This window comes from Streptantibioticus ferralitis (assembly GCF_029223525.1).
GTDB classification, from domain to species: Bacteria; Actinomycetota; Actinomycetes; order Streptomycetales; family Streptomycetaceae; genus Streptantibioticus_A; species Streptantibioticus_A ferralitis.
In genome coordinates this window covers 259,928-274,922 of record NZ_JARHTQ010000003.1, presented here as the reverse complement: position 1 = coordinate 274,922, position 14,995 = coordinate 259,928, and the positions used below count along the sequence as shown (strand labels likewise).

At 69.8% G+C, this 14,995-nt stretch carries 1 protein-coding gene (only partly in view); it reads right to left on the bottom strand.

Annotated features, from left to right (window positions below):
* On the bottom strand, positions 1–14,995 hold the 5' portion of the coding sequence (locus P2L57_RS06880; RefSeq protein WP_275809889.1) for a type I polyketide synthase. 9,242 nt of this gene lie to the left of the window's left edge; 14,995 of the gene's 24,237 nt are visible here — the first part of the coding sequence; the start codon lies at positions 14,993–14,995; its stop codon lies beyond the left edge, outside the window.

Genomic DNA, 14,995 nt, shown 5'->3' with positions numbered 1-14,995 from the left:
AGCCACGATCCACCGGGAAACCGGAAATGCCATCCTCACCGTTGATGACCAACTGCCACAGGTCCTCCGGCGACTGCACCCCGCCCGGGAACCGGCAGCTCATCCCCACGATCGCGATCAGATCGTCATCCACTACCGACGAGGCCGTACGACCCGTATCGACGATCGCCTGCGGCTCGTCCGCGCCGACCAGCTCATCCCGCAGGAAGCGCGCCAGGTCCGCAGGGGTGGGGTAGTCGAAGACCAACGTCGCCGGAAGCCGCAATCCGGTGACCGTCTTCAGGTCATTGCGCAGTTCCACCGCCGTCAGCGAATCAAAGCCCAACTCCTTGAACGCCCGGCCCGCTTCGACGGATTCCGGTCCGGCATAGCCCAGCACCGCCGCGACCCGAGCACACACCAGTTCCACCAGGGTGCGGTCGCGTTCGGACTGTTCCATGCCGACGAGGCGCCGAGCCAGCGAGTTGCCGTCACCAGAAGCCTCCGCGTCCACCGCACGACGGATCGGTGCCCGTACCAGGCCGCGCAGCAGCGCCGGCACCGTACCGGTCGCCGTCGCCTCCGACCGCACAGCGGCCAGGTCCAGGCGCATCGGCAGGACCACGGCCTGGTCGACCGCAGTCGCGGCGTCGAAGAGCGCCAAGCCCTCCTCCGACGACAGCGGCGCCACACCGCCTCGCGTGATGCGCCGCAGATCGACCTCGTCGAGGCTGCCGGTCATTCCACTGGCCTGTGCCCACAGGCCCCAGGCCATGGCAGTCGCCGGAAGGCCTTGCGCGCGACGCTGCTGCGCCAGCGCCTCCAAGAACGCGTTCGCCGCCGCGTAACTCCCCTGGCCCGCAGCGCCGAACGCCGCAGCCGCACCAGAGAACAGCACAAACGCCCGCAGGCCCACATCCCGCGTCAACTCATGCAGATTCAGCGCCGCATCCACCTTCGGACGCAACACCCCATCCACCCGCTCAGGCGTCAACGACGAGATAACACCGTCATCCAACACACCCGCCGCATGCACCACACCCACCAGCGGACGCCCCACCGGAACCGAACCCAGAACATCCGCCAGCGCTGCCTTGTCAGCGGCATCGCACGCCACCAGCCGGGGTTCGGCCCCCAACTCCTGGAGTTCTGCCAGTAGTTCTCGGGCACCCTCGGCGTCCGCACCGCGACGGCTCACGAGCAGCAGATGGCGCACCCCGTGCTCCACCACCAGATGCCGCGCCACCAAGCCACCCAGCGTGCCGGTGGCACCGGTGACCAGCACCGTGCCCTCGCCATCAAAGGGCGACACGGACCCGTCATCGGCCAGCGCAGCGCGGACCAGACGCGGCGCACGCACCACACCACCACGCACCGCCAACTCAGCCTCATCCAGCGCGAGCAGTGTCAAAGCATCCTGCGCTGCCGAGTCATCGTCCAGATCCAGCAGCACCAAACGGCCCGGGTTCTCCGACTGCGCAGAACGGAACAACCCCCGCGCCGCCGCGAACGCCAGATCCCGAACACCCTCACCCGGAACCGCCTCAACAGCACCCCGAGTCACCAACACCAACCGCGACTCGGCGAACCTCTCATCCACCAACCACGTCTGGACCAACCCCAAGACCCGATGCATGGCAGCACGCACCGCGTCAGAAGAGGCCACCGAAGCGGACTCCTGCGAGGCACAGTCGATCAGGACGGTGCTGGGAGCAGTTGCGGCACCAGAGGCAACCGCTTCGACCAGCTCCGCCAGGTCCTCCGGACCGCCAACCGCGGCCCACTGCTCCCGGGCGGATTCCCGGGCCGCGGGTGCTGGCACCGGGGTCCACTCCAGCTGGAACAGCGACTCATGGTGCCCGGCACCAGCGGCAGCCCGCACCTGGTCAGCCGAAGCCGCCCGCAACGCCACCGAGTCAACCGACGCCACCAACTGACCCGAACCATCGGCCACCAGCAACGACACCACACCCGGCCGCAGCTCGGAAAGCCGCACCCGAAGCGCCGACGCACCAACCGCGTGCAGCGAAACACCACTCCACGCGAAGGGAATGAGCGGGTCCGCGTTCAGTTCATCGAAGCGCTCGGCGCTGTCCACGCCAACCGCATGGAGTGCGGCGTCCAGTAGTGCCGGGTGCAGCCCGTACTGGCCCGCGTCCTCCCGCGCCTGCTCCGGCAACGCCACCTCGGCGAACAACTCCTCGCCACGCCGCCACACCGCCCGAAGCCCACGGAAAACCGGCCCATACTCCAGACCAGCCTCCGCCAACTCCCCATACAAACCATCAACCGCAATCGCCACCGCACCCCGCGGCGGCCACACACTCAAATCCCCAACCACCGGCGCAACATCAGCAGCCAACACACCCGTGGCATGCCGCACCCACGGCTCACCACCCCACGCATCCCGCCGACGCGAATGGACACCAAACACCCGCCGACCCGACGCGTCCGCAGCCTCCACCACCAACTGCAACCGCACACCAACACCCGCAGGAAGCACCAACGGCGCCTCCAACGTCAACTCCTCAAGCCGCCCAGCCCCCACCCGAACACCAGCATGAACCGCCAACTCCACAAACGCCGTACCCGGCAACAACACCGAGCCCAACACCACATGATCCGCAACCCAAGAACGCGAACCAGACGACAACACACCCGTGAACAGGAAACCGCCGCTATCCGCCAACGCCACCGCAGCACCCAGCAACGGATGACCAGCAGCACCCAATCCAATGGATTCCGGATCACCGCTCGGCAGCGCGGCGACGTCGGGCCAGAACCGCTCGTGCTGGAAGGCGTACGTCGGCAGTTCAACCCGGTGGGCACTGCTTCCTGAGAAGTAGGCGGCCCAGTCCACGGAGATTCCGCGGATGAAGGCGAGAGCAATGGCCGCGGTGAGTGATTCCGGCTCGGACCGGTCACGACGGAGCACCGGAACGAATGCCGCTTCGGCTTCCTGGACGCAGTCCTGGGCCATCGCGGACAGCACACCGTCGGGGCCGAGCTCGACGAACGTCGTAACGCCCTCGGCCTCCAACACCCGCACACCATCCAGGAAACGCACCGCCTCCCGAACATGACGGACCCAGAACTCCGGCGCGCAGATCTCCTCAGCCGACACCACAGCACCGGTGAGGTTGGAGACGATGGGGACACGCGGGGCGTTGAACGTCAGCCCCGCAGCCACCGCACGGAACGCGTCCAGCATCCCGTCCATGTGCGGCGAATGGAACGCGTGACTGACGGTGAGGCGCTTGGTCTTACGACCCTGCGCCTCAAAGCCCGCAGCGATCCCCACCACCGCGTCCTCATCACCCGCAATGACGACAGACGAAGGCCCGTTGATCGCCGCAATGCTCACGCCATCCGTCAGCGTGACCTCATCCTCGGACGCCTGAACAGCGACCATCGCGCCGCCACCCGGCAGCTCCTGCATCAGACGGCCACGAGCCGCCACCAACGCACAAGCGTCATCCAGCGACAGCACACCCGCCACATGCGCCGCCGCCAACTCACCGATCGAATGCCCGGACAGGAAGTCCGGCCTGATCCCCCACGACTCCACCAGCCGGAAGAGAGCGACCTCGACCGCGAACAACGCGGGCTGCGTGTAGACAGTCTGATCCAACAGACCCGCATCCGCCCCGAACAGCACCTCATACAAAGGCCGCTCAAGATGCCCGTCCAACACCGCACACACCGCATCCAACGCATCCGCGAACACCGGATACGCCACATACAGCTCACGCCCCACACCGAGCCGCTGACTGCCCTGACCGGTGAACAGGAACGCCAGCTTCCCACCAGCCAATGAGCCCTCGACCACACCCGCACCGCCACGGCCATCCGTGAGCGCTTCAAGGGCGTGCAGGAGTTCGCTTTGACCAGCGGCGGTCACGACGGCCCGCCGGTCCAGCGCCGCGCGGCCGGTGGCAAGCGAGTACGCGATGTCGATCGGCGCGAGTTCAGACTGCGCCGAAAGGTGCGAGCGGAGCCGTTCCGCCTGTTCCTGTAGCCCCGCCTCGCTCTTGGCCGACAGGACGTACGGCAGCACGGGGAACTCAGTGGCGCCTTCGGCCGCGGCGTCGGCCTCCGGCTCCGGTGCCTGCTCGATGATCGTGTGGGCGTTGGTTCCACTGATACCGAACGAGGACACGCCCGCACGGCGTGGCTGTCCGGTCTCCGGCCACGGCACCGACTGCGTCAGCAGCGAGACCGCACCCGCCGACCAGTCCACATGCGGCGTCGGCTCATCCACATGCAACGTCTGCGGCAACACACCATGCCGCATCGCCAACACCATCTTGATCACGCCCGCGACACCAGCTGCCGCCTGGGTGTGACCGATGTTGGACTTCACCGAGCCCAGCCACAGCGGCTGGTCCTCCGGCCGGTCCTGGCCGTACGTCGCCAGCAGCGCCTGCGCCTCGATCGGGTCACCCAACGTGGTACCCGTACCGTGCGCCTCCACCGCGTCGACATCTGCCGCCGACAACCCTGCGCTGGCCAGCGCCTGCCGGATCACCCGCTGCTGCGACGGACCATTCGGCGCCGTAAGACCGTTACTCGCGCCATCCTGGTTGATGGCACTACCCCGCACCACCGCCAACACCGGGTGACCGTTACGCCGAGCGTCCGACAGCCGCTCCACCAGCAGCATGCCAACACCCTCACCCCACCCCGTACCATCCGCACCCGCCGCGAACGCCTTGATACGACCGTCCACCGCCAAACCACGCTGCCGACTGAAGTCGACAAAGGCCTCCGGCGTGGACATCACGGTGACGCCGCCCACCAAAGCGAGTGAGCACTCGCCGTTGCTTATTGCCTGCGCGGCCCAGTGCAGCGCCACCAGCGACGACGAGCACGCCGTGTCGACCGTGACCGCGGGGCCTTCGAGGCCGAAGACGTACGCGATCCGGCCGGAGACCACACTCGCCGCGTTGCCGGTGCCGAGGTGGCCTTCAAGGCCCTCGGGCGCCTTCATCAGCAGCGAGAGGTAGTCCTGGCCGTTGGTGCCGACGAAGACACCGGCCTGGCTTCCGCGCAGGGTACCGGGGTCGATTCCGGCGCGCTCGAACGCCTCCCAGGACGTCTCCAACAGCAGCCGCTGCTGCGGGTCCATCGCCAGCGCCTCACGCGGCGAGATCCCGAAGAACGCCGCGTCGAACTGGGCGGCGTCGCCGAGGAACCCACCCTCGCGGGTGTACGTCTTTCCTGCCTTACCGGGGTCCGGGTCATACAGCGATTCGACGTCCCAGCCGCGATCGGTGGGGAACTCGGAAATCGCGTCCCCGCCCGAGACCAGCAGCTGCCACAGTTCCTCGGGGGACCGAACGCCACCCGGGAAACGGCAACTCATCGACACGATCGCGATCGGATCGTCATCCACAACCGCTGTGGAAACACCCGGAAGCGAACCGTCAACGGCCGCTCCCATCCCCAGCAACTCACCACGTAGATAGCCCGCAAGGGCCTCTGCCGTCGGGTAGTCGTAGATGAGCGTCGCCGGAAGGCGCAATCCAGCGGCCGCACCCAGGCGGTTGCGCAGTTCAACCGCGGTCAGCGAGTCGAAGCCCAACTCCTTGAACGCCCGGCCCGCCTCGACCGCGTCCACGCCGCTGTGGCCCAGCACCGCCGCCACCTGCGCAAGGACCAGGTTCAGCAGTTCCTTCTCACGCTCGGCCTCGGTCAGCCCGGCCAACCGCTCGGCCAGTGAGGAGGATTCCGTGGCCGAGCTCCGGAGGCTGACTGCGGCAGCTGCCGATTCCGGAATCTCCCGGGAGTCGCGCAGTTCGGCGAAGAGGTTGCTGCGCCGCGCTGCCGTCATCGCGGGAACGAAGAGGTCCCAGTCGATGTCGGCCACGGCGACCGTTGCGTCGCCCAGGTCCAGGACCTGCTGCAGCGCCATGATCGCCAGCTCCGGCGGCATCGGCGGCGTGCCCTCACGCCGCAGCCGCCGCTCCAGCACACCGTCGGCCGCCATCCCACCGTCGGCCCACGGCCCCCAGGCCACGGACGTCGCCACCAGGCCGTCGGCCCGGCGCTGCTCGGCCAGCGCGTCCAAGTAGGCGTTCGCGGCAGCGTAGTTCGTCTGACCCGCGCTGCCGAGTGCGCCGCTCATCGACGAGAACAGCACGAACGCCGACAGGTCGAGTCCGCGGGTGAGTTCATGCAGATTGAGCGCGGAGACAGCCTTGGCCCGCAGGACGCTCTCGAAACGCTCGGGAGTGAGCGCATCCAGTACGCCGTCGTCCAGGACACCCGCCGTGTGCAGTACTGTCGTCAGAGGGTGCTCGGCCGGAATCGAGTCGATGAGGTCTGCGAGCGCTTCGCGGTCCGCCGCATCGCACGCGGCAATGGTCACCTGTGCACCGGAGGCGGCCAACTCGGCTTGGAGGTCGGCTGCACCGGGCGCCTCCGCGCCTCGTCGGCTGGTGAGTACGACATGCTCGGCACCGTTACCTACCAGCCAGCGGGCGACCTCGGCGCCCAACGCTCCGGTGCCACCAGTGACCAGCACCGTGCCCTGCGGCTGCCACGCATCGGCGCTCGGCGCCACACCGCGTGCGGCGCGTACGAGCCTGCGCCCGAAGACCCCGGAGGCACGTACCGCCACCTGGTCCTCGCCGCCCAAGCCCGCCAGTATGTCGGCCAAGCGCCCGGCAGCGCGGTCGTCCAGTACTTCGGGCAGATCAACCAGACCGCCCCAGCGCTCCGGGTACTCCAAGGCGACGCCCCTGCCGAAACCCCACACCGCCGCCTGGCTCACGTTGCGCAGCCGGTCGGACGATGCCGTGGACACCGCGCCCGACGTCGCGCACCACAACGGTCCGACGACACCCGAGTCATCCAACGCCTGCACCAGCACAGCGGAAGCCGTCAGACCGGCCGACTCGTCCAGGGCCAGGAGTGACAGCACGCCGTCTGCGGCGCGGTGTTCGGCGAGTTGCTCGGCGAGTCCGGGGCGGGTTGCCTCGGCGGTGTCAACGTTGACGCGATCAACGTTGACACCTCGGGTGGCCAGGGCCTGGGTGACCGCGTCGACGAGTTCGTCGTCGGACTTCGCGGCCGGGACGACGAGCAGCCAGGTTCCGGTCAGCGCCTGTGCCGGGCGGTCGGTCACCGGCTTCCACGTCACCCGGTACCGCCAGCCATCCACCGCCGACCGCTCCCGCTGCTGCCGACGCCACGCCGACAGCGCGGGCACCACGGCGCTCAACGGCTGGTCGGCGCTCAGCTCCAACTCTGCGGCGAGAGCGGACCAGTCGTCGCGCTCCACGGCTTCCCAGAAGCGGGCGTCCACCGAGTCGACGGCGGGCGCGGCCGTGGCTGTGGCCGGGGCCGCGGGGCTCTCCAGCCAGTAGCGCTCGCGTTGGAAGGCGTAGGTCGGCAGGTCGACGCGGCGGGCGCCGGTTCCGGTGAAGTACGCCTGCCAGTCGATGGCGATGCCGTTGACGTGGACCTGGGCCAAGGCGGCGGTGAGGGTTTCGGGTTCGGGGCGGCCGGAACGGAGTACGGGGACGAAGGCGGCGCCATCAGCCGTGACGCAGTCCTGGGCCATCGCGGACAGCACACCGTCGGGACCGAGCTCGACGAACGTCGTAACGCCCTCGGCCTCCAACACCCGCACACCATCCAGGAAACGCACCGCCTCCCGAACATGACGGACCCAGAACTCCGGCGCGCAGATCTCCTCAGCCGACACCGCAGCACCAGTGAGGTTGGAGACGATCGGGATACGCGGGGCGTTGAACGTCAGCCCCGCAGCCACCGCACGGAACGCGTCCAGCATCCCGTCCATGTGCGGCGAATGGAACGCATGGCTCACGGTCAGCCGCTTGGTCTTACGACCCTGCGCCTCAAAGCCCGCAGCGATCCCCACCACCGCGTCCTCGTCACCCGCAATGACGACAGAGGAAGGCCCGTTGATCGCCGCAATGCTCACGCCATCCGTCAGCGTGACCTCATCCTCGGCGGCCTGAACAGCGACCATCGCGCCGCCACCCGGCAGCTCCTGCATCAGACGGCCACGAGCCGCCACCAACGCACAAGCATCCGCAAGCGACAGCACACCCGCCACATGCGCCGCCGCCAACTCACCGATCGAATGCCCGGACAGGAAGTCCGGCCTGATCCCCCACGACTCCACCAGCCGGAAGAGAGCGACCTCGACCGCGAACAACGCGGGCTGCGTGTAGACAGTCTGATCCAACAGACCCGCATCCGCCCCGAACAGCACCTCATACAGAGGCCGCTCAAGATGCCCGTCCAACACCGCACACACCGCATCCAACGCATCCGCGAACACCGGATACGCCACATACAGCTCACGCCCCACACCGAGCCGCTGACTGCCCTGACCGGTGAACAGGAACGCCGTCTTGCCCTCGGCCGCCGTCCCCTGAACGAAGCCCGGGGCGTCCACGCCCTGCGCCAGTGCCTCCAGCCCGCGCAGCAACTCCTCGCGGTCGCTGGCGATCACCGCCGCACGGCGGTCCAAGGCGGAGCGCGTGGTCGCCAACGAGTAGCCTAGGTCGACCAGTTCGAGATCCTCGGCCTCCGCAGCGCGGGAGCGCAGCCGCTCCGCCTGGGCGCGTAGTGCGTCCTCGCTCTTTGCCGAGAGCAGCAGCGGCAGAACGCCGAGCGGCCGCACCGCACTTGGGTTGTCGTCCGCGACGGTCGGCGCCTGCTCGATGATCGTGTGGGCGTTGGTGCCGCTCAGACCGAATGCCGACACGCCCGCACGGCGCGGCTGTCCGGTCTCCGGCCACGGCACCGACTGTGTCAGCAGCGAGACCGCACCCGCCGACCAGTCCACATGCGGCGTCAGCTCATCCACATGCAACGTCTGCGGCAACACACCATGCCGCATCGCCAACACCATCTTGATCACGCCCGCGACACCAGCTGCCGCCTGGGTGTGACCGATGTTGGACTTGATCGAGCCCAGCCACAGCGGCTGGTCCTCCGGCCGGTCCTGGCCGTACGTCGCCAGCAGCGCCTGCGCCTCGATCGGGTCACCCAACGTGGTACCCGTACCGTGCGCCTCCACCGCGTCGACATCCGCCGCCGACAAACCAGCGGCGGCCAGCGCCTGCCGGATCACCCGCTGCTGCGACGGACCGTTCGGCGCCGTAAGCCCATTGCTCGCACCATCCTGGTTGATGGCACTACCCCGCACCACCGCCAACACCGGGTGACCGTTGCGCCGGGCGTCCGACAGCCGCTCCACCAGCAGCATGCCAACACCCTCACCCCACCCCGTACCATCCGCACCCGCAGCGAACGCCTTGATACGACCGTCCACCGCCAAACCACGCTGCCGACTGAAGTCGACAAAGGCTTCCGGCGTGGACATCACGGTGACGCCACCGGCCAACGCGAGCTCGCACTCGCCATTGCGCAGCGCCTGAACCGCCAGATGCAGCGCCACCAGCGACGACGAGCACGCCGTGTCGACGGTGACCGCGGGGCCTTCGAGACCGAAGACGTACGAGATCCGGCCGGAGACCACACTCGCCGCGTTGCCGGTGCCGAGGTGGCCTTCAAGGCCCTTCGGCGGGGACGAGATCAGCGAGGCGTAGTCCTGGCCGTTGGTGCCCGCGAAGACGCCGGTACGGCTGCCGCGCAGCGTCGCCGGGTCGATGCCCGCCCGTTCGAAGGCCTCCCAGGAGGTCTCCAGCAGCAGTCGCTGCTGCGGATCCATGGCGAGTGCCTCGCGCGGCGAAATGCCGAAGAACGCGGCGTCGAACTGGTCGGCGTCGTAGAGGAAGCCGCCTTGGCGAACGTATGAGGTGCCCTGCTGGTCCGGGTCGGGGTTGTAGAGGCGCTCCAGGTTCCAGCCGCGGTCGGTGGGGAATTCGGCTATCGCGTCCCCGCCGGAGACCAGGAGTTGCCACAGTTCCTCGGGCGACCGTACGCCGCCCGGGAAGCGGCAGGTCATCGAGACGATCGCGATCGGATCGTCATCCACAGCCGCTGTGGAAACACCGGGCAGCGAACCGCCGACGGCCGCTTCCGTTCCCAGCAACTCATCGCGCAGGTAACCCGCGAGTACGGCTGCCGTCGGGTAGTCGTAGATGAGGGTCGCCGGAAGGCGCAGTCCGGTGGCCGCACCCAGGCGGTTGCGCAGTTCGACCGCGGTCAGCGAGTCGAAGCCCAACTCCCGGAACGCCCGGCCCGCCTCGACCGCGTCCACGCCGCTGTGGCCCAGCACCGCCGCCACCCGCGCACGGACCAGGTCGAGTAGCTCGCGGTCCTGTTCCGCCTCGGTGAGGCCGGTCAGCCGCTCGCCGAGCGTGGTCGCCGCATTGGCGTCGGTGATCACACGGCCGGTTCCGGCGGAGGCCAGGGCGTGCTGTACCTCGGGCAGGTCGGCGATCTGCGGGTTCGGCCGGACCGCGGTGGTCTCCTGGGCGTAGCGGTCCCAGTCGATGTCGGCGACGGTGACCGTTACGTCGCCCAGGTCGAGGGCGTGCTGTAGCGCGCGGATCGCCAACTCGTGGGCCATCGGCGGCATGCCCTCACGGCGCATACGGCGTTCGAGCGACTCGTCGGCGGCCATGCCGCAGTCGGCCCACGGTCCCCACGCCACCGATGTGGCGGCCAGGCCGTCGGCTCGGCGCTGCTCGGCCAGCGCGTCCAAGTAGGCGTTGGCCGCCGCGTAGTTGGACTGTCCCGCCGCGCCCAGCGTGCCGCTGACGGATGCGAAGAGGACGAACGCCGACAGGTCGAGTCCGCGGGTGAGTTCATGCAGATTGAGCGCGGAGTCGGCCTTGGCCCGCAGGACGTTCCCGAAACGCTCGGGGGTCAGCGCGTCCAGTACGCCGTCGTCCAGCACACCCGCGGCGTGTACGACACCCGTCAGCGGGTGCTCGGGGGGAACCGACGCCAGCAGTTGTGCGAGCGCTTCGCGGTCCGCCGTATCACATGCGGCGATGGTCACCTGTGCGCCGGAGGCGGCCAGTTCGGCTTCGAGCTCGGCGGCACCGGGCGCGTCGGCGCCTCGTCGGCTGGTCAGCAGCACATGGTCGGCGCCGTTGGCCACCAGCCAGCGGGCGACGTGCGCGCCCAGCGCTCCCGTGCCGCCGGTGACCAGCACGGTGCCGCTCGGGGCCCAGCCCTCGCCCGCGGCGGGGCCCTCGCCGTGTTCGGCGCGGGTCAGCCGACGACCGAAGACGCCGGAGGCGCGTACCGCCACCTGGTCCTCGTCGCCGAGACCCGCCAGTACGGACGTCAGACGTCCGGCGGCCCGCTCGTCCAGGGCCTCGGGAAGGTCCACCAGGCCGCCCCACCGCTCGGGCAGTTCCATGGCGGCCGCCCGGCCCAGCCCCCACACGGCGGCCTGCGGCACCGCGCGGATCCGGTCGGAGCGGACCACCGACACCGCGCCTCGCGTCGCGCACCACAGCGGTGCGTCAACGCCCGCGTCGCCCAGCGCCTGCACCAGCGCGGCGGTGGCCGTCAGACCGTTGGGCTCGTCCAGGGCCAGCAGCGACAGCACACCGTCGACGGCGCGGTGCTCTTCGAGTTGCCCGGCCAGCTCGGCGCGGGTGGTCTCGGCGGCGTCGATGTCAACGCGGCGCACGGTGGTGTCACGGTGGCCGTCCAGCGCGGCCACCACGCCGTTGACCAGTTCTTCGTCGATGTGCCCGGTGGGAACCAGCAGCAGCCAGGTGCCGCGCGGGGCTTGGGCCGCGGATTCCGCGAGCGGCTTCCAGCTGACCCGGTAGCGCCAACCGTCGACCACCGAGCGGTCCCGCTGCTGCCGACGCCAGGCGGACAGCGCGGGCAGCACCTCGGTCAACGGTTGATCAATGTCCACCGCCAGCTCGGCCGAGAGCGAGTCGATGTCCTGGCGCTCCACCGCCTCCCAGAAGCGCGCGTCACCGGAACCAGCGGACGCGTCAACCCCGGCCGTCACGGGGCGCGTTACCGAACCGTGCAGCCAGAACCGCTCCCGCTGGAACGCGTACGTCGGCAACTCGATCCGCCGCGCCTGCGTACCGGCGAAGACTGCGGCCCAGTTCACCGTCCTGCCCCGGACATGCGCCTGCGCCAGGGCGGCCGTCAGGGCCTCCGGCTCGAAGCGATCACGCCGCAGTACGGGGGCGAACACCCCGTCCGTGCCGGTGACGCAGTCCTGGGCCATCGCCGACAGCACACCGTCCGGGCCCAGCTCCAGGTACGTGCTGACGCCCTGGGCCTCCAACGCCCGTACGCCGTCCAGGAATCGGACGGCTTCGCGGACGTGCCGTACCCAGTACTCCGGTGAGCAGATCTGCTCGGCGGACACCACGCCGCCGGTCAGGGTGGACACGATGGGGATGCGCGGGGCCTGGTACTCCAGCACCTGTGCCACGCGGCGGAACTCGGCGAGCATGCCGTCCATGCGCGGCGAGTGGAAGGCATGGCTGACCGTGAGGCGCTTGGTCCGGCGGCCCTGCCGCTCGAAGGCCCCCGCGATCTCCAGGACGGCGTCCTCGTCTCCGGCGATGACGACCGACGTCGGGCCGTTGATCGCGGCAATGCTGACCCGGTCGGTCAGCAGTGGGCCGACCTCGTCCTCCGAGGCCTGGACAGCCACCATCGCGCCGCCGCCGGGCAGCTCCTGCATCAACCGGCCACGGGCGGCGACCAGTGCGGACGCGTCCTCCAGGGAGAACACGCCCGCCACATGGGCGGCCGCCAGCTCGCCGATCGAGTGCCCGGTCAGTACGTCCGGTCGCAGGCCCCACGATTCGAGCAGGCGGAACAGGGCCACCTCGATCGCGAACAGGGCGGGCTGGGTGTAGGCGGTCTGGTCGAGCAGGTCGGCGTCGCCCCCGAACAGCACGTCCTTCAGCGGCAGTTCGAGATGCTCGTCGAGGTACCAGCAGGCGTCGTCCAGGGCGTCCGCGAAGACCGGGTAGGCCTCGTACAGTTCCTTGCCCATGCCCGCGCGTTGGCTGCCCTGGCCGGTGAAGAGGAACGCGGTGCGGCCGGCGGCGGGGGTGCCCGTCACCACGGACGGCGCCTGCGTACCTTCGGCGATGGCGCGCAGGCCGTCGAGGAAGGCCGGGCGGTCGCCCGCGACGACCACCGCTCGCTGCTCGAACGCGGCGCGGGTGGTGGCCAGGGAGTAGCCGATGTCAAGGGGGCTGGGCTCGGGGTCGGCTGCCAGCCGTGCCCGCAGCCGCTCGGCCTGAGAGCGCAGCGCGGCCGGGGACTTCGCCGACAGCACCCAGGGCAGTACCGCGGGCGGTGCGGCCGGAGCGGTCTGCTGTGTGGCCTCGGGGGTGTCGTCGGTGGGAGCCTGCTCGACGATGGCGTGGGCGTTGGTGCCGCTCATGCCGAACGAGGACACACCTGCCCTGCGCACCCGGCCGGTTTCCGGCCACTGGCGTGCCTCGGCCAGCAGTGAGACCGCGCCCGACGTCCAGTCGACGTGCGGGGTCGGCTCGTCGAGGTGCAGCGTGCCCGGCAGTACGCCGTGCCGCATCGCCATCACCATCTTGATGACCCCGGCGACACCGGCGGCGGCCTGTGTGTGGCCGATGTTGGACTTCAACGAGCCCAGCCAGAGCGGCTGGTCCTCGGGGCGCTGCTGGCCGTAGGTGGCGAGCAGGGCCTGCGCTTCGATGGGGTCGCCGAGCCGGGTGCCGGTGCCGTGTGCCTCGACCGCGTCGACGTCGGCGGCGGCCAGCCCTGCGTTGGCCAACGCCTGGCGGATGACGCGCTGTTGGGACGGGCCGCTGGGGGCGGTCAGACCGTTGCTGGCGCCGTCCTGGTTGATGGCGGTACCGCGCACGATCGCCAGTACGTGGTGGCCGTTGCGTCGGGCGTCCGACAGTCGCTCGACGAGCAGCATGCCGGCGCCTTCGCCCCAGGCGGTGCCGTCGGCGGCGGCCGCGAACGGCTTGCAGCGGCCGTCGGGGGCGAGGCCGCGCTGGCGGCTGAACGCGATGAACGAGCCGGGGTTGGCCATGACGGCCACACCGCCGGCGAGGGCGATGGAGCACTCGCCGCTGCGCAGGGCCTGTACGGCGAGGTGCAGTGCGGCCAGCGAGGAGGAGCAGGCGGTGTCGACGGTGACGGTGGGGCCTTCGAAGCCGAAGGTGTAGGCGATGCGGCCGGAGGCGACGCTGGCCGCGTTGCCGGTGACCAGATAGCCCTCGAAGCCCTCCTCGGCCTCGTGCAGTCGCGGACCGTAGTCCTGGGTCTCCTGGCCCACGAACACGCCGACCTGGCCGCCGCGGAAGAGACCGGGGTCGATTCCGGCGCGTTCGAATGCTTCCCAGGAGGTTTCCAGCAGCAGCCGCTGCTGCGGATCCATGGCGAGGGCTTCGCGCGGAGAAATGCCGAAGAACGCCGGATCGAACTGGTCGGCGTCATGTAGGAAACCGCCCTCGCGGGCATAGCTGGTGCCCGGCCGGTCCGGGTCGGGGTCGTAGAGTCCGGCGAGGTCCCAGCCGCGTCCGGACGGGAATTCGGTAATGGCGTCGATTCCGGAGAGCGCGACGTTCCACAGGTCTTCGGGGGAACGTACGTCGCCGGGGTAGCGGCAGCCCATGCCCACGATGGCGATGGGCTCGTCGTCGGCGAAGGCGGCGGGTACCGCGGCGGGCAGCGCGGTCTGGTCGGTCAGGCCGAGGATTTCGGTGCGCAGTTGGCGGGCGAGCGCGGCCGGGGTGGGGTAGTCGAAGGCGAGGGTGACCGGCAGCCGCAGCCCGGTGCCCGCGGTCAGCCGACTGTGCAGGTCGACCGCGGCGAGCGAGTCGAAACCCAGCTCCAGGAAGGGGCGGTGGGGGTCGAGGTGGTCCGGGGCCGAGTCACGTAGCGCGGCGCGGACCAGGGTGTCGAGCCAGTCGAGGAGTGCCTGCTCCTGTTCGGCCGGAGGCAGGTCGGCGAGCCGCCGCTCCCAGGACTCCACGTCGGCCGTACGGCCCGCCGCCCCATCAGGACCCGCTACGTCAGGACCCAAGCCCTTCACGTCGCTGCTTTCGGGCGTGAAATCCTCGGATCCACTCAT